Source organism: Haloarcula terrestris (assembly GCF_031624315.1).
GTDB lineage: Archaea > Halobacteriota > Halobacteria > Halobacteriales > Haloarculaceae > Haloarcula > Haloarcula terrestris.
Window position 1 is genome coordinate 582,367 of the sequence record NZ_JAMQOM010000003.1, and the last position, 21,894, is coordinate 604,260.

A 21,894-nucleotide genomic window follows, 5' to 3' on the forward strand; every position below is an offset into this window, starting at 1 on the left:
ATGGACGCACAACAGGAGTCCAAGTCGAACCCGTTCGGGATGGACGAAGAGTGCCAGAACTGTCCCGCGCTGTGTGAGACACGCGAGAACGTCGTCCACGGCTACGGCGACGTGGGCGCTGAGTTCATTGTCCTCGGTGACTCGCCCGCGGCCGGCGCGGACGCGTCCGGCATCCCCTTTACTGGCGACCAGGAGCGCGAACTCCTCGACATCCTCGCCGCGGTCGACATGTGTTCGGACCCGGACGCAGAACGACCACAGCTTCAGAACACATTCCTCACCTACGTGACCCGCTGTCGCCATCCCGACAGGGCCGCGACTGACGAGGAGGTCGTCAACTGCGAACCGTATCTCAACAGCGAAATCCGGATGATAAACCCCGAGATCCTGCTCCCGGTCGGCCAGCGCCCGCTCGAAGAACTGGCCTTCGAGTACACGACGATGAGCGAGGACGAACTGGATATCGAGGAGCGACACGCCACGACGATCCGTGGGCGGGGATTCGAAATCCTCCCGATGATCCCCCCAAGCGAACAGACTGACGAGGAACGGACGGCGTTTCTGGACCACTTCAGCGAGACGCTCGGACAGGACTACCGACAAACGAAGGGCCGACGCGGCCGGTAGTCAGGCGTCGGTCCGTGTTTCGACCTCGGCGGTCTGAAGCACTTCGTCCGGGCGCGATACTGTTCCGTACTCTTTGGCCGCCTGTAATCTGTTCTCGGCGTCCTGGCGGTACGTCGTCGCCTGGTCTGTCTCTCCCTGTTCGCTGGCGAAGGTCATGCCGCTGAGCCACTCGGTGGCCTGCCAGAGGCAAGTCGCTTTTTTGCGCGCTCGTTCGGACTGGTCGGACAGTCTGTCGTTGTCGGCTTCCCGGACAGCCGTCGTGAACTCCTCGACGCTCGCCTCGAAGTCGGTCGCCGCGTTGTCGAAGCTCCCGCGTGCGAGCGTCATCTCCCCGTCCTCGACTGTCGACAGCGCGTCAGACAGTTGCCGGCGGGCCTCCCGATACCGCGTGTAGCCGACGTGATACGCCCGTTGTGCCGCTACCGTTCCACACAGCGTGGCTTCTCGGTCACAGTTCCGGCAGACGACCTTCGGCTGTGGCTCCCCGCGAACTCGATACTCCGACCCACATCCGTCGCATCTGTAGGTCTGTGCTTGCTCCATGTAGTTTCTTCTTAGTTATCAAGTATTACTCACATCTTATAACTGTTCGGTCACTGGACCGGAACGCAAGCGACTAACCACCGTCGGGCCGATGGGAGAGTATGACCACGGTAACTGTGCTGGCGGACCCGCCAGTCGAGGGGTTCGTCTTACAGGACCTCGCGGGCGACCTCTTGGACGACGCCGAAGCTGCCGCGCTGTACGAAGCGATGCTGTGTGATGTCTGTCGGGCGGTGGAGTCAAGCGGGGCCGAGTTGCTGGTGAACTACCGCCCATCGGACCAGGTCCCGGACGGCGTAGATCCCGAAGCCGCGGTGCGGGAACCGGTGACGGACGCCCTCGAGTCGCCGAGCAACGCCCGGTTCGAGGTCCAGGTCGGGTCGACGTTCGCCGGCCGCGTCGGCAACACCGTGACACACCTCCTGGACCAAGAGGACGTAGCGACTGTCGCCGCCGTCGAACCGACCGCAGTGTTGCTGAATCGCCAACTCATCGACAGCGCAGCGATGAAGCTCCGGTCCAGCGGCGTGGTTCTCGGCCCCGCCGAGGGCGGTCGGATCTACTACGCCGGCTTCGGTGAGCCGATAGATTTCGAAGACAGCTACGCCACGCCAACTGTCGAAACTATCGGCGAGCGCGCCGCAGATGCTGGCCTCGACGTGGACTTCCTCCCGTCGACGCCCGTCCTCGAAACGCGAGCAGACCTCAAGACCGTGATTCCGCTCCTCCGGGCTCGAAACCGGGCGGGACGGGTCGTGCCTCAGCGGACGACGGCGTTCCTCGATGACCTCGGCGTGCGTGTCATCGACGACGACGGCGAACCGGCTGTGGTCCGAGAGACCGACAGGTCTTAGAAGGCCCACGCAGTATGCCCGACTGCGGTGGGGTGGCAGAGCGGCCTATTGCGCCTGCCTTGAAAGCAGGTATCCTCACGGATTCCTGGGTTCAAATCCCAGCCCCACCGTATTGCTCCGAACGAATACGCGAGGAGCTAGCGGTACGTACTGGCGATTTGAGCCCTGCAAGTCGCAGCGCACGAACGCAGTGAGTGCAACCGTCTTGCTCCGGTTCAAATCCCAGCCCCACCGTATTTTGCCACGAACAACTCGTGAGTGGCAAGTACGTCAACTGGGATTGGAAGCCGACGAGTCGCAGCCCGCACAGCGAAGATGCGGTTTGAGCGAAGCGAGGACCGCGAACGCGAACGGCGAAGCCGTGAACGAGCGAGCAGGACCGTCTCGGCTCGGTTCAAATCCCAGCCCCATATGTCTATACTGCCAGCCAGCAAACATCCAGTCAATATGACCGATATCCCCATTCACTCCAAATCCGACCGGGAGAAAAACCCCCTGGAACGACAGCAGAAGTTGATGGAGTTGCTCTCACAGGAAACCCGGCACAGCATCATTCAGGCACTTCTGGGACACCCGAAGACCCTCGCATCGGCGGATGAAATCAACCATTTCATCCCAAGTAAATCGAAAAAGACCGTGGGAGAGCAACTGGACGTACTCGTTGAAGCGTCCATCCTTGCGGTCTATGAGTACCCGCCAAACAAGGAAAAGCGTGGCTTACCGTGGAAATTCTTCGGATTTACCGAGTATGGTGCCGACATCCTCGGTGATTTTAATTATCTCAAGGGTGTCCCAATGGCACGAGCTGTCCACCAGAAAACGCGAAAGCCTGAGAAGATCGAGCGACACGAAACGGCCCCACGTCCCCCACTACCAGAGCCGGTCCGTGCCACGCTCCGACTTGACGACGAGGAGTAACTGGTAGCCACGAGCCGATTCACACGCTATCGAACCACGGCTTCTTTTTAGCAGAAATACCGTTTGTTGCGTATGAGCGAGAAGGCCACCGAGATTCCGTTGATCGATACGAACCTCTTCATCACAGTCTCGGGCCCGCCCGGCTGTGGCGCGACCACGCTGTGTTCCCGCCTGTCGGAGTCGATGGACTGTCCCTACGTCTCGGGTGGAGATATCTTCCGGGAAATCGCCGAGAACCGGGACATGACGCTCACGCAACTGGGTGCGAAGGCACAGGAGTCAGACGAGATCGATCGGGCGCTCGACCGGCGTCTCCGTGAGATTGCCGAAGAGTGGGGGATGGCGAACAAGCCGTTTATCCTCGAATCGCGCCTCGCCGGGCGACTTGCCGGTGACCGTGCTGACCTGCGGATCTACCTCGATGCCCCGGAGGAAGTGCGAAAGAAGCGTATCGAGAACCGCGAGGAGACCAGCGCCGAGATGGGCGTCCGGGAAGTGGGCGAAGCCGGCCGCTACCAGTCCTACTACGAAATCGATGTGGGTGACCTGGAGTTCTACGACCTGCATCTGAACACTGCACGCTGGAGCCAGAGAGGTGTCTTCGAACTCGTCCGGACAGCAATCGAGGAGTACGACCCAGGGGTTGACGAAGGGGCATTCGAAACTGAAGCACTCGAAATCGACCAATAGTCCGCACTCAGGCGTGTTCGGTTCCAGTAATCTCGAACCGTACCCCGCCGGCCTCGCTTTCTGTAATCGTGATATCCCACCCATGGGCATCAGCGACCTGCTTGACGATGCTCAGGCCGAAGCCAGTCCCGTCATCTGCAGTCGAGTATCCTGCATCGAACACCGACTCGCGCTCGTCCGCTGAAATCCCCGGGCCGTCATCTGCAACGTAGAACCCGGTCTCAAGATCACCCACCGACACTGTGACATCCTCACCCCCGTGTTCGACGGCATTTCGAACGAGGTTCTCTATCAGTTGCTGGAGACGGCTTCGATCGGCTCGGATCGTCTTGTCGGTCGTGATCTCGAGTGTCGCCTCGGCCGTTTCGACGTGTTGCCAGCACGCCTCACAGACCTCCCGCAGATCGATAGCTTCCATCTCGCTCACTCTGTTGCCCTCGCGAGCAAACGTCAGAATGTCCTCGATCAGCGCATCCATCCGGTCGAGTGCCCGCTCGATGGGAGCTACCTGTTCGGTTTCACAGTCTTCTTTCAAGAGTTCCAGTCGTCCTTCGACTACCCGCAATGGATTCCGCAGATCGTGGGAGACGACGCTAGCGAACTCCTCGAGGCGTTCGTTCTGGCGCTCCAGTTCCGCCTCGCGAGCACGGATCTCTGCTGTCCGCTCGACCTGTTCCAGTGCTGCTGTAATGTTGCTGGCCAAAATCTCACCGAGGACGCGATCCTCCTCATCGAAGGTTGCCTCGGTCGGTGAGCTGGCAATCAAAATCCCCACTTCACCGAGTGGGAGGATGAGTTCACTTCGAACTGGGGAATCCGGATTGTAGATATCCGGATTGTCGTGGACATCCTCGGTGGCGAGTGCTTCGCCCTGTTCGTAGACGCGCCACGCGATGCTTCCCTCGCCCGTAAACGTCGGTGGCTCTCCGATAAGATCGTTTCCAGCGTCAGTCTGTGCGACCGGAACGAGTCCGTCCTGCTCATCGTACAGATGAATTGCACTCGCCTCCAACCCCAGCACGTTGGCAGCGGCCTCAATTCCAATCTCGGCAACGCCTGTCCGCGTCTCCGCAGCCATCAACTCCGGCATCGTTTCGTTGAGGGTTGCAAGGCGCGTCTCACGCGTCTTTCTCGCGGTGATATCACGATAGACCCACAGATGCCCGCCTCCGTCCGAGAGGTCGATCGGATGGTAGCTCCGTGCATACGTCTGCCCGTCAGCAAGCTCTATCTCTTCGTTATACACGGGTTCCTGCCCAGCAATCAGGTCGCCAATCCGGTCGACGAACCCCTCGGAGTCAGCAAACACGTCACTGACATCCGCCGCGAGTCCGGCACAGTCCGTGCCGCGAATCTCGTCGGGGGACCCCGGCAGGTCGAACAGCTCGAACATCTGCTCGTTGATAGCGACGACGTTGCGTTGCTCGTCTTCGGCGAGCACGCCCACCGGGAGTGTATCGAACAACGTCGACAGGAGCGCGTTCGTCTGTTCGAGTTCCCGCTCGTACTCCTTTTGCTCTGTAATCTCGCGGCCTGAGATGATGAGCGAGACCACATCGCCATCCGCATCTCGCACAGGCCTGAACACTCCCTCGACCGTATATTGCTCACCGCTGGGCTGGACGAGATCAGTTTCAAACGCCACGTATTCGCCGTCTGCCGCCCGTTCGATCCACCCTCTCACGTCTTCTTGCAGGCTCTCTGAGTGATTGAACCAGGGCGTCTCCCAGAACGGTTCGTCCGTCACGTCCGCTCGTGTGGCGTCGACGTAGTCCATCGCCGTCTCGTTGATTTCCAGAACCGTCCCGTCCGTGTCGATCAGCCCGACGAGGATATTCGGGTCGTCGAAGACCGCTTGATAGCGGCGCTCTTTCCGCTGGAGCTCCTGTTCGCGTTCTTTGTGCTCGGTTATCTCGCGAGCGATACCGAGCGCCTGGCGCGATCCGCTATCGGAGTCGTTCTTGACTGAGACGGTATCCCGTATCCAGCGGACATCACCCATCTCGGGTGTCGTCCGGTACTCTAGTTGGCCACTATCTCTCTTGCCGTCGACCAGTTGTTGGTAGAATTGCTGGAATTGGTCGCGGTCGTCCGGGTGCACCGCCCGCGTGAGATGGTCTTCCCACGTCAGTACCTCGTCTGCCGACAGATCGAAAAACTCGCTGTAGGCCCCGTGTCGGACGACTTCGCCTGTGTCGCAGTCGATTTCGAAGATGACCGAGTTCGTGTGTTCGAGCGCGAGTTGCATCCGCTCGCGCGTGCGCTCAAGTGTTCGTTCGTGCGTCTTGCGCTCGGTGATGTCCGCACCGATACCGAGGACGGCACGATTGTCGACATCGCCGAATTTGTATGGTTGTAACCGCGGTTCGAATACGTGTGTTTGACCGTCTGAATCGTCGATTTCTAACTCGAAAATACGTTTTGTCGTCCCAGCTTCGAGGACTTCAGCGATATGTTGGCGGAATTGCTCAGCAGCGGGCGCGTCAAGAACCGCAGCGATATTCGATCCTTCAATATCCGCAACGGTCGTGTCATGGAAGGTCGCGAGTGCTTCATTCGCCAGCAGGTAGTCCCCGTCCTCGTCAACCACGTAGAGAAGATGGGGAAGGGCATCGACGATCTCGCGCAAGCGTTGCTCGCTTCGTTCGACGCGTTGCTGTGCCCGCTGGTGTTCAACAGCGTTCGTGATCCGGTTCGCAAGTACCGCATACTGGTCAGTACCGCCTTCCTTCTGGAGGTAGTCTGTCACGCCGGCGGAGATGGCATCGCTGGCGACTTCCTCGGACCCCTTCCCAGTGAACAGGATAAACGGCAGGTCAGGATACTGTTCCCGGACGGATGTGAGGAATGCAATCCCATTCTGGCCGGGCATATCGTAATCCGAGACCACACAGTCGAACTGGCGCTGTTCGAGTTGTGCTGTTCCGGCACTGGCACTGGTGGCTGTTTCGACAGTGAACCGGTCATCTTCACGTTCAAGGAAGGTAGCAGTCAGATCAGCGAAGTCATGTTCGTCGTCAACGTGGAGAACCCGAATGGTGTCCGGAGGCCCGTTCATCATGTACAGCGTAATTGAGGCGACCAATAATGGTTGGGCCGTGAAGAGCCACCAGTACAGACATAGGACGTGGAAACGATACCACCGGCACCATCGAGGATGAATCTCTCCACCGAACAGATCCGTGCTCTCTGCACGAGCGAGGTGTTCGATCGCGCCCGCAACTACCACGACGAGGACCGCATCGAGCGCATCGACCGCTTTGATGAGACCATGAGCGCCGCTGTGCAGGGCTCACAACCCGAACCCTACTCGGTCGAGATCGAGCGCAGTGGTGACGAGCCCGAAAACGTCGACGCCTCCTGCACGTGTCCATACGACTGGGGAGGGTACTGCAAGCACATTATCGCGGTGCTGCTGGAACTCGCCGAGGGCGACATCGCCCTTGAAGACGAGCGCGAGGCCGTCGAACGCGTCCTCTCGGACGCACACCCCGAGGAACTCCGCGAGTTCTTGCTCGACGAATGCGAGCGCGATGCCGAGCTACGCCGGCGACTGCTGACACGCTTCGAGGCGCAGGACACGCAGAGCCTCTACGATTACAAGAAAGAGATGAGCCAGCAGTACCGCGGTCCCTACACCTACCGGTACGAGGGCCCCGACTTCTCGGAGTTTCACGACCTTGCGGAAACCCACCGTGAGCAGGGCAATCCGCTGGAGGCGGCCACAATCTACCGCGCGATGACCGAGGTGCGAATCGAGAATATGGAGATGGTGCAGGACTACTACGGCGAGGACTTCGAGACGGAACTCGATGCGTTCGTCGAGTGCATCCGCGAGGCCGACCTCGACCACGAGGAGAAACGCGAGTACATCGACTACCTCTTCGAACGATGGGGAAGCGACGATTCTGCCCTAAGCACGTTCTCGGGCCAGTACGAGGACGCGCTCTGGGAATTTTGCACCGCCGACGCGGATCTACAGTACTGGCGCGACCGCCTCGAAGACGACCTCCCTGCCGAGATACCCGAGACGAGTGAGCCCGACGACGGAATCGGGTCGTTCGATACGCGCCGCTACGAGGCCGAACGACGCATCAAAACGTACGCCGAGGTGCTCGACTCACTCGGCGACACCGAGACACTCCGGGAGGTGTACGAGGAATATTATCTCGACATCCGGGAGTTCTGTGTGCGGTACGCACGGCTGCTCGCAACTGAGGGTGAGGGTGACCAGTCAATCGAGGTCGCAGAGGAGGGGCTGAACGCGTTCTCGAATGTTAGAGAGCTTCGACGCTTTCTGATCGACGCGTACGCCGACCGCGATCCTAAGCGGCACAAGGAACTTCTCCGGGAGCAGTTTCTCCAGTCGGGGGACTGGGAGTACTACAAGCAATTGCGGTCACACTGCTCGGACAACAAGTGGGAGAGCGTTGTCGCGGACATCGAAGCGCGGTTCGAGGACTCGAACGTGCGTCGGCTGATCGACCTCTATCTGCGTGAGGAACGCATGGCCGACGCGTTCGAGACGGTCATCGAGGCGGCTCGCGAGGAACCTGACGATGCATTCCAGCGTGCAGTCGGTGACAATGGCCTCGCGATTCAGAACGAATACCGTGATGATGTCGCGGATTACGACCCGGAGACCTACTACGAGGTCTACGAGGAACGTCTCGAACCGTTTCTCGCGGACACGACGGGACGTGATCATTATCAGACGGTCGTGGAGTACCTCGAAGAGATGCGGGAACTGGGCTTCGACGACGAGTTCGAGGCGTTCGTTGCGCATCTGAAAGAAAAACACTCGAACCGACCTGCCTTCCTTGACGAAATAAAGGCGCTCGAACACTGAGACCGACTCGATCGGTCACCTCCTCACAGATCGAGTTCGGTTGCAGAGTCGACTTCGAACTGGATGATCTGGCTCCCGGTCGGTTCGTCGGTTTCGCGCGGGGACATCGACCATTCCAGCCACTCGATATATATTTGAGTGAAGCCAAATTATTTGAGGAGAGCACCCGAAGAACAGATTCAATGGCTGAAACGAGTTCGGAATCGTGGACGGATACCATGAGCGGGCGCGAGCGTGTCCGACATGTTGTGGAACTACTGGACGGACCAACGCCAGTACAGGAAATTGCGGACAGAGCAGACGTTTCGCGTGCAACAGCTAATGATGAACTCCAGCGCCTGCAGAGTGATGACTGGGTCACTGAGACGACTAGTGACGGAACAAAGGCCTACGATTTGAATCCTGTACGGTTGCTCTTCGACGAAGTGACTGACCTGATTACGGAGTATTCACGTGAGGAACTGGAGATTCAGCTCACGGAACTGAAAGAAGAACAGGAAGACCTGGCTGGAGAGTACGGTGTCAGTTCGCTTGAAGAGTTCCGCGAACAACTCGCCGTGGACGAGCTATCGGCGGCGGAACTCCGTGAGCGCCGCAACGTGATCGCCACGTGGGAAGCGATCAATACGGAACTCGGCCTGGTGAAGCACGCACTTCACCTGTATAGTGATGTCAGGGACCTCTCTTCGCCACAGACAGACTCGGACCTGTCTTTCAGTTAATGGTCGTGTTTTTCGCTAACCGAGCAAACTTGCAGAGCAAACGGCTCCACAAACGGATCCAAAATCGGCTCAGCACTGAATTCGAGACTGTCCGTCGACGGCGTGCCGAACCACGAGAACCAGGTCCGTACCGAGTCGTTGCTGACATTGACCTGCACCAGTTCCTTGGTGATGTTAAGTATCCAGTCACGACTGCTCGAATCGAAATCGGATTTCAGCTCCGCACGAATGATCCCTAAGTGTATTACTGGCTCAATTGGATCGAACCCGAACGCAGTCTTCTTGTCGGGTGGCACCAGGATGACACCCACAACGGCCTTGGACCAGTCCATCTGCAAGTGAACGACGGCGCTACGGCTGTCGATCATCAACCAGCACAGTTTATCGACTCTCACCCGATTGATGTCGTCGAGCGTAGACTCGAGTCGCTCCAAGAAGCAGTGTTTGCGGTTGAGTGGGAACAGGAATGTCCTGTGGGGTTCGATACATCTGCTTCTGTAATTGAGTGAATCGCCTGGCGGTAGCGCGGATTCCCCTTCCTCAACGAGCGACCACCGAGAGCGAATAGAACGAGAGTCCACGCGAAAGCACTACCCTCAACAAGCGAGTGGGTCCTTAGACCCCGAGCGAAGTAAGGTAGAGTTGTTTACACATCGCTGTTTTTCTCAGCCCCTCTCTGAACAGCGTCTCTGTGCTTCTTGACGATGGGGTCGGTTCCGCCCTCAAGCGGCGATGTTTTCCCACGCTCCGAAGCCGTTTTCTTGACGAGGTTCTCCAAGCGTCCGATAATCTGCTCGGGGTTCTCCTCAGGTTCAACAACTGCTTTCCCGTCTTCTGCGTGAATTTCGACCTCTGTACCGGGCGAAATACCGAGACGCTCTCGCACGTCCTGCGGGAGAACAATTCGCCCTTTTGAGTCCACCTTCGCCATATTCTCACTTATCGTGGGAAAGCTATAACTGGTTTATCCAGAACACTGATTGCATCCTCCAATCTGATGGAATCAGATACGGCTGCAGTCGCTGCGTTCCTTTAACCCCGTTATTCATCGTGGTGACAAAGGATCGGCTGAACTGACTGGTCTAAACAACCTGCAAGGGCGAGTTCCCCGACCCACCGGGGTCGGGGGTGAAGCCCGACACCCGACTCAGTGTTCTGTCTCCTCGATATACCGTTCAACCACTTCCTCCGACACCACTCCTGTCGTTCCCACGTAGTATCCGACCTTCCAGGATCCGCCGCCCCAGAAATACGTCTCCCGAATCTCGGGATACCGTTCCAGCAGGTGCTTGCCGGAGTACGACTTGAACTGCCGAGCAATATCCGCTGGACTGTGCTTCGGGTCTGTTTGCACAAACAGGTGTACGTGGTCGTTCGCAATCTCCAACGCCAGAATCTCGTACCCGAAGTGATCGGCAGTCTCCGCAAACAACTCTCGCACATCGGCCTCCACGACATCGAGAACCGGGTGGCGGTACTTGGGACACCAGACGAAGTAATACTTACAGGAACTAACCGAATGTGCGTGACTACGGTACTCCTCCATCCCTAATCCCCATATTTATGATAGTCTGAAACGATTGTCAAAGTATGGGTGAGGAAGCCACAAAGACGATTCAGACGCGTCTTCACATAGCGTCTGGTGAACAGTCGTGGCTTCACGACGCCCGCTTCGCCTCACGCGAGATATTCAACGACACCATCCACCTCAAACAGAGAGGGTACAATCGCACCGAGATACAGCAAAAGGTTGACCGAGACGACTTCTTGCGGAACAACAAGTGCGCGGTCGTCGGCAAAGCCCTCCAAACGTGGGACTCCTACCAGTCACTCCTTGAGTGGTGGCGCGATCAAGATGATCCTGATGCCGGCAAGCCGACGCCGCCAAGCACGGACAACTCTGGTGCGTACCCGCTCGTGATGGCGCACGCGGAAGGCTACCGCCTCACCGTGGACGACGACACGAACCGCGTCCAGTTCCGTATCAGCCCAAAACCCTACAAGAAGGTAACAGGCCACTTGCGTGGTAAACCGGACGCGATGGATGAACTCCGAGATGCTATCACGTCGGACGAGATGGATGTAGGGCAGGCCGAACTGCTGTACCGCGATGGCGTGTACTACCTACACGTCACGGTCACACGCGAGTTCGACGTTCCCGAACCTGATACCGCTGATACTGTGGTCGGCGTAGACATCAATGAGCGTAACGTCGCTCTCACCGCCCTCGACCGTGAGACGATGCGGACGAAAGGGACACTCGTTCTCGACTACGGACGAGTCAAGCAGGAACGCCAACGCTACCACACAATCACCACTCGCTGTCAGGAACACGGCAAGACGAGCATTCATCGGAAACTCGGTGACCAGGAGCAACGATTCACCGAGTGGGTGTTGCACCGTCTTTCCCGTGCTGTCGTGGAGTTCGCAGAGCAGTTCACGAATCCGGTCATCGTGTTCGAGGATATGAGCGGTATCCGCGACGAAATGCAGTACGGGTCGTACGTGAACCGCCGATTGCACAAACTGCCGTTCCACACGTTCGAGAAATTCGTCTCGTACAAGGCGACGTGGCGAGAGATTCCCACGGACACGGTGGATGCCTACTACAACTCGAAGACGTGTTCGTGCTGTGGTGAACGTGGGTATCGACAAGGGCGGCGGTTCCGGTGTACGAACGACGAGTGTGACGTGGTGCAAGACCACGCTGACCGGAACGCATCGGTGAACATCGCGTGGCGCGAGAAGGCGAAACTCGACGGTAACGAATCGAATTACCGGACTCACAAAACCCAACCACAAGTACGGTTGGTGCGTCTGTCCGGGTCGGGGCATGTAAGCCGCCCAACCTCATCCCACTCGCTTGCCGAGCAGGGAGTGCTAGCGCACGGCTGAGGGAACTACAAAAGCCTCGAGCCACCGCGCCCGAGGCTGTTTACTTCATGGAGGTGATCATTGTTGTCTTCGGAGTTACTCATCTTGCGAGTAACCTATCTAACCACACTAATAATAAATCATCGCATGAATCATATATCGTGTTTTGTATTCCCTCAGAGATGAGATAGATGACACACTCCTATCCGAAACGTGCTCGGAAACGGCCGACTGCCAGATCGACGACGACTCCAACTGCTGAGAGTCCTAGGATACACTCGTACGATCAAGCGAGGATATCTTTGAATACCGACACAAGTAGGACACATCGTCAAGTCCACTATGCCCTCCAGTAAAGACTGGCGTATCGACAGAACTTGGATGGAGTGTCTCTGGCGAGGTAGTGATCGTGAACCCGTTGCTGAACCGCAGTGCTTTATTCTGGCACTGTAAATTAGTCGGACTGACTCATGGCGGACAAAAACATATTGTCAGCGGAAGTCACTTCTTCTATGTCCTATGCCAGATGATTGCCTCGAGCGGGCAATTCCATCCAACCGCGTCTGAGCGCATATTCGGCTCCGATCCGATGCCTGAGACCCTCATTTTTAGCCGCGTAGAGCAAATTTGGTGCCGGAGACAGAAAAAGAACCCAGTTAATTGCCTTCCAGAATGTCTCGATTTCGCAGGTCAAATTCGGTGCTGAAATAAATCACCCAGATGAATGCGACCGTGTTTAGTTAAGCGTGAAAAGTGAGGCGAGAATGATTTCAGCTGTCCATGGCAGAAATCACACGCCTCAGTGGATGTAGAGACTGTATTGATTTGGATTTTGTGGAGCGCGAGCGGACACCCGAGCCAGCGATGGCGCTGGGTATTCAATCCCACGTTGCGGGGCTTTCGCTATCGAATACCGTCGAATTACTCGAAGTACTGGGTGTCCAACGCAGTCGGAAAGCTATCCATGATTGGGTACAGAAAGCCGATCTACAGCCTGACTCGGGTAAATCTCCGAATCAGATTGCGCTGGACGAAACAGTGATTCGGATCAACGATCAGCAATTCTGGCTGTACGCCGCCGCCGATCCGCAGTCGAATGAACTGCTTCACGTCCGGCTATTTGCGACGACTACGACCACCGTCACGGAAATTTTCCTGCGCGAACTTCGGCAATAACACGATGTCGAAACTGCCGTCTTTCTCGTCGATGGCGCTCAACACCTCCAAACTGTACTGCAACGAGCTGGACTCCGATTTCAGATACGTCGCCACGGAAATCAGAACGCTATCGAACGGATTTTTCGAGAACTGAAGCGTCGAACCTCGTCGTTTTCAAACTGCTTCAATCACGTCCAACCGGAAACCGCCGGAAACTGGCTGCAGAGCTTCGCCGATGGCTCAATGCTACTAACTAAACACTACCATGAATGCCCTCTCCGGATTTTTGATGCCATTATTTTTTGTCACTATTTCGACCGTTCCTCGTCTGCCCTTCATACGTAATGGCGTCACAGCGGTTAATAGAGAAGCCATCAATAACGAAAGGCATCGCCATTGTATGGGATTTTTCGTAGAACTCAGTGATACCCTGCAGGGATCGTCACCCTGCATGCAGGTTCGCGTACGCCATACGGCGGCGGGTTGCTTATAAAACAACCCCCGTTTTCCCTGTTGGTATCGTGACCTAGCATGATACGCCCGATCCCGTCTGGTGATTCGCTGGATACACAAACTAGCGTGAGAGTGATAAATCTGGGGATTTTATTCACAAAATCTGATAGTACTTCTGTAAAGCTACTCTAACGTCATCTTTGCGGCACTTGACACTAGTATATAGTAGTGTCGCAAAATTCAGTAGATCTACACCTAACTCTCCAGAACGACAGCTCGAGAACCATTTTGCATATTTAAAAGAAATTGCACCTCTATCATTATTTTGGAGTATTTCTACCAGGTCCCATCAATGGCGCGTTGATAGGCTGTTTCTGCTTGCTCGGCGATCGCGTCCCAGTCGTACTTCTGGGCGTGGTCGGCGGGCGACGCCGGCGGTCGGGCGCTACCCAGTGCGGCGTCGAGCTGTGCCGTGAGCGCGTCGACCGTGGGCTTAACGAGGAAGCCGGCGTCGGCGATCACCTCGTCGGCGGCCGACTCAGGATGATCGGCCGCGATGACGGTACAGTCCGCAGCCATCGCCTCGAGGAACGTGATTCTGAATCTCTCACGAGTGCTCGACGACCAAAGAGGTCGATAGCCCGTAGTTCGTGAAAACATATCTATTATCTGTAATCACTAATCTATTATCACTATCAAATCGGAATTTGTAATATGATACACCAGTATTAACCGGTATGAATCTTGGTTTTCAGAGTACTATTGATTATGGTGGTGTTGGGAGATTCACAACAGAGTTATTAAAGGAACTAGGACCTCTTTGTGAGGAGATTACTGTTTATCCAACGCCGATATCCGTTGATGATCCTACGTCTCATCAATGGTGGACAGATATGCCTTCCAATATTAAAATCGCTGAGAAGAAAGGACTAGTCCCCAGTTTGATTCGTGACTCATTTCGTTTCGGGGACCATGATGTGATTCATATTAACTACGCAAGCTATGGATCTCCTGCAATTGTTAATAAATTAGCTAGAGATATTCCATTCGTATTCACACATCATTATGGAGGTACCCCGACAGAAATGTCTAGCTCTATCAAACATAAATTCGAATATTTGGTAGAACAATCTATCTTTCTGCCTCTAGTCTGCCGAACAGGGCACGTTGTTTCTGTTTCAGAGTATAACGCTGGTCGGCTACCAAAATATGTCAATGCTGATGTTATTTACCACGGAGGAAGTTCCAATCTTTTTGAACAAACATCTCCGAAGAATCTCGACAGTATTGGTTTATCATCCGATGAAAATATAATTTTATTTACTGGAAAATTACATGGTTTTAAAGATGGTTGGACTACAATCAAAGGATTTGAGAAAGCTAACAAAATGTTCTCAGAAGAGATCAAACTTGTATTAGCAACGGGTTCTGGAGGCTACGACGCGGAATCAATTCACGAGTATCTGGAAACTGAATCAGTATTTGATGATCAGATTGTCCTTATTAAAGATATAGATGATGTCACCCTTCATACACTATATGAAGTTGCAGATGTATTCGCTTTCCCTTCTTACGCAGAATCGTTTGGTCTAGTATTCTTGGAAGCGATGGAAGCAGGAACTCCAATTATTCATTCTGACGGAGGTGCGGCGCCAGAGATCGTAAGCGACGCCGGAATAGAAATTGAAGCAAAAAATACACAAGAATGTGCTGAAGCAATCGTGGATCTCATCGACAATGAGGAACTGAATCAAGAGTTAAAAAAGAGAGGATATGAACGTAGGGAAGAATTCTCTTGGAAAAAAGCAGCGAATAAATACTACAAAATATATAATAACATCTAGATGAAGGTAACATTCTCTACCAAGTGGCTAGTACCCTGGAATGGAACTTGTCAGGTATGTGTTCGTATCGCAGAGGGATTAGTTGATGAAGGACATAAAGTCAGTATCATCACCAATGAGGGAAACACGAAGACAGACTGGTTTACTTCTGACATTGAGGTAGTGCAGAAACCACGACGGCCAATCAAAGGATACAAAATAATTAGGGACCACCTGACTGAATTCGCACCAGAAATCCTCCATTCTCATGATAATCTCGGATACTACTTCGAGCCGTTTTCTATACCACATGTAGTTACAAGTCATAGTAACTGGCCACGTTCTTGGTTTCTCAGTAAGAAACACTTCCTAGAAGGATTTGCTTTAGAAATTCCTCATGATATCTTGCTTAGAGCGGCAACCCAGCCTGTTGCCGTTTCTGACTACTCAAGGCGCCAGCTTGAAAAACGGCGAATCAAGCCTGATCAGATCTACAATGGGGTGAAAGTTCCAGACCTAGACGAAACCGTAACTGAAGATGGAACAAAGAATCTGTTATTCGTTGGTAGAGTTGGACCTCGAAAAGGAAAATATCTTCCAGAGATCTGGGATAAGATCCAAGAACGAGGAACTAATATTGAACTGGATATTATCGGCTACCCAGCTGACGATTCGCTATCAAAACAATTGGAAGCGGCGAATGACGTAGAGTTCCATGGAAGTGTAGAATCTCTTAGCCCCTATTACGAGAAGGCAGATGCTCTACTCTTTCCGTCCCGTGCTGAAGCATGTCCCCTTACCGTGCTAGAGGCGCAGGCATACGGTACCCCCGTCATCGCATTCGACATCTGCTCACACAACGAGTTAATCAACACTGGGCATACAGGATCGGTTGTACCTGCATATGACACGCGTAAGTTTGCATCTGAAGCCTTAAATTGGGTGTCTAAAGACCGTTCGGAAACGAATTTAGTATGTCGACAATGGATTCTTGATAATTATTCTAATCAGAACATGATTGAAGAATATATTGAACTATACGAAAGGATAGTAGATATTTATTGATCCATGATTCCTTGGATGGTATTTCGTACTGCTCTTTTTGCTACCACTCGTCCATCATAGTTCTTTCTTGTCGGATCGATATCAAACACGTCAGTTCTAACTTGCCCTGTCATAGAGTCCGGCACAGGCAATCCAAGGAGAGCCATAAGAGTGGGCGCGTAATCTGTTATGTCCACTTCTACGCTTGAACCTCCTGCACCTCCACCAGTAGCTAGAAAAATACCGGTTCTATCTGTTTCAGAGGTATGACTCCCTGGTTTTGGAGGTGTACTGAACACCTCTTGGGTTTTCATCGTCTGAGGATACTGAATTTGGTAGTTATCCTTGGGAAGAACTGCCAAATCGGGTCGTGTTTCAGCGTGTGTATCACTGTATATCTCCTCACCGTAATAAACAGAATCAATCACCTTTTCTCCTGTTTCGGGATGTTCAAGATCAAGAAGATCATCTTTTAGAGATTCTCTTATTTCATCATAATTTTCTTTAGTAATCCACCCAGCAGGATGTTCCTCAGATGTGTTCAGGTAGATCTGTCCACCACTAGCTATAGTAAATGCTGCTGTCTCATCCCAGTCGTAATCCATCGATGAAATTGTCAATAGATCCTTGAGATTTCTGTTACCGGTTTCCTCAGGATCTGAAGAACCAGACTGTGCAACAGTACTCTTGACTTTTGAGAATAACCCAAGTTTGTGGAGAACTGATTCAAAAACATCGAACAAGTGGTTATATCCGAATGCTTTTAATTGCGTTAACGAGTTTGATTCTAGATTTAGATATCCTTCATTGTAGAGCCATGAATTCAAGTTGAGTTGCGAGTACACAGAACTGTGGCCATGATCGCTGAGGACAATAATAACGTCTTCAGGATCAGCATAGCCTTGTAGCCAGTTGAGGAACTCATCGTAGATCTCTAGAAGTTCAAGCGGCTTCTCAGCGTACGCATTCATCAGTTCGGGTTCATGTCGGGGATGGTCAGAATCTTGAATGTGCGCAAGACAATGCTGGATTGAATCGCTCCCAGAGAAAACGAAATTAAACACATCACAATCCTTGTTCTGGATAAGATACTTTCCAATAGAAGATCGGTTTTTCTCCATATCAAATAGATCTTCAATATACTGCTCAAGAGCTCGTTCACTTTTATCGGGAGTATAAGAAGAGTACGGATAGAGAAGATACTCATTCACGTTTTCCTCGATTTCTGAATTTAGGTCAGGGGGATACATATAGTTCCCATCTGGAGGCGACGTAACGAGGTCTCCGATGTGAAAACCAGCAGATTCTGAAGGTGGATAGCCTGGCATAAGATTCATCACACCCGTTTTCAGACCATTTGCATCCAAATAGTCCCAATACGGGATAGAATACTCATGGAGGAGGGAGCCATTGGCAAACTGAGTATTATAACTACCTTTCTGTTTTAGCATAAAGTTGAAAATTCCATGTCCTCCCAGGTCTCGTCCAGTAGCAAAGCTGCTCCACGCTGCCATCGAGAGAGGCGGGATCACCGTTTTAGTTGTTCCCTTTACTCCCGTCTTTCCTAATTCTTCTAAGGTTGGTGTATGGCCTTTTTCAATTGCCTCATCGAGTAAACGGGGTGGAATCCCGTCGAGTCCTATCAGATAAACAGTACGTTGACTCATCCTAGATACCCGAGGTCCTCTAGGCGATTCTCAACAGTATTTTCATCAATGTTCTTCTGGTGTACCGATCCCGATTGATTCTCTATCTCTTCAACTGCAGCATCAAGAATATATTCGATCAGCTCTTCCTCGTCCTCAAATCCCGACAAAGAGGATGATAGCTCACGGAACTTTTCTAGTCGTTCCTCACTAATTTCCATAATAGCTACTGTTCATCGATTATACAAAAGCACAACGGTGTGTTCTGTTAACCTGTTGAGGGTATAAGGATATACTCTGGGCTTAATTGTAAGAATACTACTCTCTGTGGTTTTTCAGTTAGGTCCACTATGTAGCTGTTTCCAATCAGAGTAAACTTAACACTATGATCAGTTGGAAAGTATAGGTGAGATTTATATCGATTTTTAAGTTATTCTGGAAATACCACCAGATGGACAGAGTAGACATCCTAGAGCTGATTTGGTTGTTCAGACGAGACAATACACAAACATATTACTGATCGGCGCTGCAAACTCTTTATACCGAACAAAATTAATGTCGACAAAACTACATCCCACCTCAATCAATAAGTAAATTACGCCCTGATATGTGCGAAGAAAGAAACAGTATACGCCAACAACATGTGTTATATACTGCCGGTAATGTGACTCTGTTATGATTAAGATCGGTCAGAGTTGCAGCGAGAATTACCAACGGCTACTCTTTACGGGAGATACGATGCTAACCTCCAATTTTTGGCGTTCGGATCCACTTTCTGATCCAGTCAACACAGCTATAATTGATGCGGATTTTGCGATGACAAATCTTGAGGCACCAATAGCCAACGGGGAGCCAAAACCCAAATGGGGTCCTGTAATTAAAACTGACCGATCTACGCTCGATCTAATCTCATCAGTTGGTTTTGATGCGACCTCACTTGCGAATAATCATATGTTGGACTATGGGTTTGAAGATGCAGAATTAACCAAAAATAGCTGTAAAAGTGAGGGATTAGATACAGCAGGGATTGGCTCAACACCAGCTGAAGCTGTTGAACCAATTCGAACTGTCGTCGGAGGTACTTCGATAGCGATATTCTCGGTCGCCCAGCGAGAGTTCGGGATGGCAGATAATGATAGAGCGGGGGCAGCTTGGTCTCATCATCCAAAGACCATCCAAGTGATCGAAGCTGAGTCTGATCGCAGCGATATTGTAATTGTTAATGCGCATGGCGGATTGGAACACATTCCGACACCCCCACTAAATTGGGTTCATCAATTACGGGCGTTCGTTGATGCTGGAGTTGACGCTGTTATTGGACACCATCCCCATGTGGCACAGGGCTGGGAGACTCGAGACGACTCGGTAATATTCTATAGCCTGGGGAACTGGCTGACGTATCAACCACATCCTGGAACTCAGTGGTCATTCTTTGTTGAAATATGTATCCAGAATCACGAACTCCATCATGCTGAGGTCACCCTCACAGAGCAACAGGATGGAATCATTCAGAAGATGAAGTCTCGAGATCGATCGTCCCACAAGCAGTATCTGATCCGGAGTGGTGAGTTAAGTGGTGATCGGGCAATCTGGCAAGCAATTGCGACACATTTATTTGAAGAAGAATACAGTCGGAGATTGTCTGATTGGTCGAGTTCAATAATTGGAACATTGACTTCAGAGCCGATCTGGGCCTTAGACCGTTTAACTCAAGACTTTTCTAGAGATCTGGATCGATCTGAAAAAGATCTATCTATCATCAATTATCTACAGAACGAATCCCATTCAGAAGCGATTCGAACCGCGCTCGAACTCCGCTCCGGAGTAATTTCTGATAGGCGAACTCCCCAAGTGAATGAAGACGTAGAATATCTACTTGAGTTCGTGTCAAAAACACCTAAGGAATCTTTCATCGAAAGGATGAATCGCCGAATAAAAACCGCGATTCGGCGAATCAAAGAATGACCCGGAAATCGGTATTGTCCGCGGTCGTTTCTATCTTCGGTGGAAAAGTCGTTGTGATGTTAATCGGAATACTCTCTACGCCGATCATTGCTCGACTTTTGGGTTCCGATGGGTATGGCGCATACGCATCTATCCTCGCTGTTTTTGGCCTTACACAGATATTGATGAGTTCTGGCATTTCAAGCGCATCTCAGGCGTACTTTTCTCGGTCTCGTGGCCCTGAATGGGTAGATCAAGTCTGGGGGTTTCTCTTCCGAGTTGCAGGCGCTTTTGCATTACTTGCGGGAGCTGCCTTCGCTGCTTTTGCTTACTTCGGCCTTGCTGCACACTTCTTCGGTCCAGACTTTACCAACTACTTCTATCTGTTAGCCGTCTACGCTGTCGCGTTACAGTATAGTACTTACGTCCGGCGCGTACTCATGGGACTTCAATTAGAGAAGTTTTCTGAGCCACTTACTGTTATTAAGCGAGGTACGTTTGCGGTTGTTGCAGTTGCTCTTGCTTACTTCGGATATGGAGTTGGGGGCGTTCTTATCGGCCATATCGTGTCTTGTATACTAATATTTACTGTCGGGCTCTGGTTTCTACGAAATCACGTTAACCTTTCGTCCGTTGCTCGACGAACCCCCAATGATTTCCCATCTCGAGATCTCCTCACATACAATCTACAGAGTACAGTTGTCGTTCTCTTCTTTTCCTCCCTGTATCACGTCGATGTCCTTATGCTACAAGGATTTGTTTCCGAGTCTCAGATCGGTATTTACAAGGCAGCACTGGTTCTCGTTGAATTTCTCTGGCTTGTCCCTCAGTCAGTCCAGTGGGCGCTCATCCAACGAGTGTCTGATTACTGGGAGTATGATGAACTATCGGAGATTAGTGCCGTTGCAACACGAGCAACTCAGTATGTCTCCCTTCTCACAATACTTCTCGCTCTCGGCCTTGCAGCTTTAGCAGACACAGTTGTCCCATTGTATTATGGAAGGGAATACTCTGAGGCTGTTACACCCCTGTTAATTCTGTTACCTGGGACAGCAGCGTTGGCGATTGGGCGTCCTCTGTTTGGAATCACGAAGGCAAGTGAAAAACTTCGTCCACTTATCGCTGCTACAGGGTTCACAGCAGGGCTTAATCTGATCCTGAATGCAGTTTTGATTCCTCAATATGGAGTAAATGGAGCGGCAGCCGCCTCAACAGCAGGCTATGCGGCACTTCCAGTCTCGATGGTTGTCTGTGCATGGTATCTCAATTATCGTCCTGTAAATTGGAACAACGCAATTCGGATTCTTGCCGTATCAATGGTTGCCGGACCAGTAATCTTGTGGCTCGGCGGCCAGCTTGATGGATTGATATCTCTACTGGTTGTTCCCCCGGTAGGCGGTTTGATCTTCCTGATTCTCTCAATAGTGTTCGGTGCCTTCCCCCGAGACGACATTCGAGAGGTCTTGGATAAAGTGCAAGACCACCTCGGTCAAGACTTTGTATAGAGTAGATCTACAGTCCATTATAATAGTAACTAGAGGCTTTGTTGAAATCCTCAGATATTTACATGTTTGCCGTGTAATTCGACGAGATGAAGTCCCTCCCGAAATTGCAAATTCTTCGGCTCTGTAGTTTCGATACACTGCGCTGGATTTCACGGATATCGGACGCTCCGACGAAGGTTGTAGACGGTGGCTTTGAGGATGATTTCACGGAATTCGAGCCACCAGCTTCGCGCACGCACGGCAC

General features: G+C 52.5%; 18 protein-coding genes, 1 tRNA gene and 3 pseudogenes. 13 read left to right on the forward strand and 9 right to left on the reverse strand.

Going from position 1 to position 21,894, the window contains the following annotated elements; all coding sequences use genetic code 11:
* On the forward strand, window positions 1–627 hold the full coding sequence (locus NDI54_RS10015; protein WP_310896304.1) for a uracil-DNA glycosylase: 627 nt from the start codon (window positions 1–3) through the stop codon (window positions 625–627).
* Here NDI54_RS10015 and NDI54_RS10020 read toward each other — a convergent pair whose 3' ends face one another.
* The gene (locus tag NDI54_RS10020; RefSeq protein WP_310896305.1) at window positions 628–1,170 is read right to left on the reverse strand and encodes a hypothetical protein; all 543 of its coding nucleotides are present in this window, start codon (window positions 1,168–1,170) and stop codon (window positions 628–630) included. It lies immediately after the preceding gene.
* Between the two features lie 101 nt (window positions 1,171–1,271).
* On the opposite strand from NDI54_RS10020, the gene NDI54_RS10025 reads away from it, so the two are divergent.
* From NDI54_RS10025 to cmk, 4 genes are all read left to right on the forward strand, one after another.
* On the forward strand, window positions 1,272–2,024 hold the full coding sequence (locus NDI54_RS10025; RefSeq protein ID WP_310896306.1) for a hypothetical protein: 753 nt from the start codon (window positions 1,272–1,274) through the stop codon (window positions 2,022–2,024).
* Window positions 2,025–2,050: 26 nt separating this feature from the next.
* Window positions 2,051–2,134, forward strand: a tRNA-Ser gene (locus NDI54_RS10030).
* Window positions 2,135–2,471: 337 nt separating this feature from the next.
* Window positions 2,472–2,942: an ArsR family transcriptional regulator gene (locus tag NDI54_RS10035; protein ID WP_310896307.1), complete on the forward strand. Its 471-nt coding sequence runs from the start codon at window positions 2,472–2,474 to the stop codon at window positions 2,940–2,942.
* Between the two features lie 72 nt (window positions 2,943–3,014).
* On the forward strand, window positions 3,015–3,632 hold the full coding sequence (gene cmk / locus NDI54_RS10040; protein ID WP_310896308.1) for a (d)CMP kinase: 618 nt from the start codon (window positions 3,015–3,017) through the stop codon (window positions 3,630–3,632).
* Between the two features lie 7 nt (window positions 3,633–3,639).
* Here cmk and NDI54_RS10045 read toward each other — a convergent pair whose 3' ends face one another.
* A complete protein-coding gene (locus tag NDI54_RS10045; protein WP_310896309.1) occupies window positions 3,640–6,690 on the reverse strand; it encodes a hybrid sensor histidine kinase/response regulator in 3,051 nt (1,016 codons plus the stop codon).
* A gap of 99 nt (window positions 6,691–6,789) precedes the next feature.
* Between NDI54_RS10045 and NDI54_RS10050 the strand changes: the two genes are divergently transcribed.
* Both NDI54_RS10050 and NDI54_RS10055 read left to right on the forward strand, forming a co-directional pair.
* Window positions 6,790–8,481 (forward strand): SWIM zinc finger family protein, encoded by a 1,692-nt coding sequence (locus NDI54_RS10050; protein WP_310896310.1) that lies wholly within the window; start codon window positions 6,790–6,792, stop codon window positions 8,479–8,481.
* Window positions 8,482–8,663: 182 nt separating this feature from the next.
* Window positions 8,664–9,203, forward strand: coding sequence for a winged helix-turn-helix domain-containing protein (locus tag NDI54_RS10055; RefSeq protein ID WP_310896311.1), 540 nt, complete (start codon window positions 8,664–8,666; stop codon window positions 9,201–9,203).
* On the opposite strand, the gene NDI54_RS10060 is transcribed toward NDI54_RS10055, so the two are convergent.
* From NDI54_RS10060 to tnpA, 3 genes are all read right to left on the reverse strand, one after another.
* Window positions 9,200–9,637 (reverse strand): hypothetical protein, encoded by a 438-nt coding sequence (locus NDI54_RS10060; protein ID WP_310896312.1) that lies wholly within the window; start codon window positions 9,635–9,637, stop codon window positions 9,200–9,202. The two genes, NDI54_RS10055 and NDI54_RS10060, sit on opposite strands and share 4 nt — an antisense overlap.
* A 212-nt stretch (window positions 9,638–9,849) precedes the next feature.
* Window positions 9,850–10,134: an AbrB/MazE/SpoVT family DNA-binding domain-containing protein gene (locus tag NDI54_RS10065; protein WP_310896313.1), complete on the reverse strand. Its 285-nt coding sequence runs from the start codon at window positions 10,132–10,134 to the stop codon at window positions 9,850–9,852.
* A 216-nt stretch (window positions 10,135–10,350) separates the two neighbouring features.
* Complete coding sequence (tnpA, locus tag NDI54_RS10070; RefSeq protein WP_310896314.1) at window positions 10,351–10,749, reverse strand: IS200/IS605 family transposase; 399 nt, start codon at window positions 10,747–10,749, stop codon at window positions 10,351–10,353.
* Window positions 10,750–10,793: 44 nt separating this feature from the next.
* On the opposite strand from tnpA, the gene NDI54_RS10075 reads away from it, so the two are divergent.
* Together NDI54_RS10075 and NDI54_RS10080 are read left to right on the forward strand one after the other, a co-directional pair.
* Window positions 10,794–12,098, forward strand: coding sequence for a transposase (locus NDI54_RS10075; RefSeq protein WP_310896315.1), 1,305 nt, complete (start codon window positions 10,794–10,796; stop codon window positions 12,096–12,098).
* Window positions 12,099–12,857: 759 nt separating this feature from the next.
* Window positions 12,858–13,492 (forward strand): annotated as a pseudogene (locus tag NDI54_RS10080) (IS6 family transposase).
* A gap of 532 nt (window positions 13,493–14,024) precedes the next feature.
* On the opposite strand, the pseudogene NDI54_RS10085 reads toward NDI54_RS10080, so the two are convergent.
* A pseudogene (locus NDI54_RS10085) lies at window positions 14,025–14,312 on the reverse strand (glycosyltransferase); the annotation flags it as partial.
* 113 nt (window positions 14,313–14,425) lie between these two features.
* Between NDI54_RS10085 and NDI54_RS10090 the strand changes: the two are divergent.
* A complete protein-coding gene (locus NDI54_RS10090) occupies window positions 14,426–15,532 on the forward strand; it encodes a glycosyltransferase family 4 protein (protein WP_310896317.1) in 1,107 nt (368 codons plus the stop codon).
* Window positions 15,533–16,576, forward strand: coding sequence for a glycosyltransferase family 4 protein (locus NDI54_RS10095; protein WP_310896318.1), 1,044 nt, complete (start codon window positions 15,533–15,535; stop codon window positions 16,574–16,576).
* Here NDI54_RS10095 and NDI54_RS10100 read toward each other — a convergent pair.
* Together NDI54_RS10100 and NDI54_RS10105 are read right to left on the reverse strand one after the other, a co-directional pair.
* Window positions 16,570–18,222: an alkaline phosphatase family protein gene (locus NDI54_RS10100; protein ID WP_310896319.1), complete on the reverse strand. Its 1,653-nt coding sequence runs from the start codon at window positions 18,220–18,222 to the stop codon at window positions 16,570–16,572. The two genes, NDI54_RS10095 and NDI54_RS10100, sit on opposite strands and share 7 nt — an antisense overlap.
* Window positions 18,219–18,422: a hypothetical protein gene (locus tag NDI54_RS10105; protein WP_310896320.1), complete on the reverse strand. Its 204-nt coding sequence runs from the start codon at window positions 18,420–18,422 to the stop codon at window positions 18,219–18,221. Before NDI54_RS10105 ends, NDI54_RS10100 begins: the two co-directional genes overlap by 4 nt.
* Window positions 18,423–18,876: 454 nt before the next feature.
* On the opposite strand from NDI54_RS10105, the gene NDI54_RS10110 reads away from it, so the two are divergent.
* On the forward strand, window positions 18,877–20,166 hold the full coding sequence (locus tag NDI54_RS10110; RefSeq protein WP_310896321.1) for a CapA family protein: 1,290 nt from the start codon (window positions 18,877–18,879) through the stop codon (window positions 20,164–20,166).
* Complete coding sequence (locus tag NDI54_RS10115; protein WP_310896322.1) at window positions 20,163–21,650, forward strand: oligosaccharide flippase family protein; 1,488 nt, start codon at window positions 20,163–20,165, stop codon at window positions 21,648–21,650. The genes NDI54_RS10110 and NDI54_RS10115 overlap by 4 nt, the downstream gene beginning before the upstream one ends.
* 149 nt (window positions 21,651–21,799) lie before the next feature.
* Here NDI54_RS10115 and NDI54_RS10120 read toward each other — a convergent pair.
* Window positions 21,800–21,894, reverse strand: a pseudogene (locus NDI54_RS10120) (IS5/IS1182 family transposase); the annotation flags it as partial.

Bases quoted from the DNA above. Each gene is read 5' to 3' on its own strand.
- NDI54_RS10015 (WP_310896304.1), top strand. From the start codon at position 1: ATGGACGCACAACAGGAGTCCAAGTCGAACCCGTTCGGGATGGACGAA.
- NDI54_RS10020 (WP_310896305.1), bottom strand. From the start codon at position 1,170: ATGGAGCAAGCACAGACCTACAGATGCGACGGATGTGGGTCGGAGTAT.
- NDI54_RS10025 (WP_310896306.1), top strand. From the start codon at position 1,272: ATGACCACGGTAACTGTGCTGGCGGACCCGCCAGTCGAGGGGTTCGTC.
- NDI54_RS10035 (WP_310896307.1), top strand. From the start codon at position 2,472: ATGACCGATATCCCCATTCACTCCAAATCCGACCGGGAGAAAAACCCC.
- cmk (WP_310896308.1), top strand. From the start codon at position 3,015: ATGAGCGAGAAGGCCACCGAGATTCCGTTGATCGATACGAACCTCTTC.
- NDI54_RS10045 (WP_310896309.1), bottom strand. From the start codon at position 6,690: ATGAACGGGCCTCCGGACACCATTCGGGTTCTCCACGTTGACGACGAA.
- NDI54_RS10050 (WP_310896310.1), top strand. From the start codon at position 6,790: ATGAATCTCTCCACCGAACAGATCCGTGCTCTCTGCACGAGCGAGGTG.
- NDI54_RS10055 (WP_310896311.1), top strand. From the start codon at position 8,664: ATGGCTGAAACGAGTTCGGAATCGTGGACGGATACCATGAGCGGGCGC.
- NDI54_RS10065 (WP_310896313.1), bottom strand. From the start codon at position 10,134: ATGGCGAAGGTGGACTCAAAAGGGCGAATTGTTCTCCCGCAGGACGTG.
- tnpA (WP_310896314.1), bottom strand. From the start codon at position 10,749: ATGGAGGAGTACCGTAGTCACGCACATTCGGTTAGTTCCTGTAAGTAT.
- NDI54_RS10075 (WP_310896315.1), top strand. From the start codon at position 10,794: ATGGGTGAGGAAGCCACAAAGACGATTCAGACGCGTCTTCACATAGCG.
- NDI54_RS10090 (WP_310896317.1), top strand. From the start codon at position 14,426: ATGAATCTTGGTTTTCAGAGTACTATTGATTATGGTGGTGTTGGGAGA.
- NDI54_RS10095 (WP_310896318.1), top strand. From the start codon at position 15,533: ATGAAGGTAACATTCTCTACCAAGTGGCTAGTACCCTGGAATGGAACT.
- NDI54_RS10100 (WP_310896319.1), bottom strand. From the start codon at position 18,222: ATGAGTCAACGTACTGTTTATCTGATAGGACTCGACGGGATTCCACCC.
- NDI54_RS10105 (WP_310896320.1), bottom strand. From the start codon at position 18,422: ATGGAAATTAGTGAGGAACGACTAGAAAAGTTCCGTGAGCTATCATCC.
- NDI54_RS10110 (WP_310896321.1), top strand. From the start codon at position 18,877: ATGATTAAGATCGGTCAGAGTTGCAGCGAGAATTACCAACGGCTACTC.
- NDI54_RS10115 (WP_310896322.1), top strand. From the start codon at position 20,163: ATGACCCGGAAATCGGTATTGTCCGCGGTCGTTTCTATCTTCGGTGGA.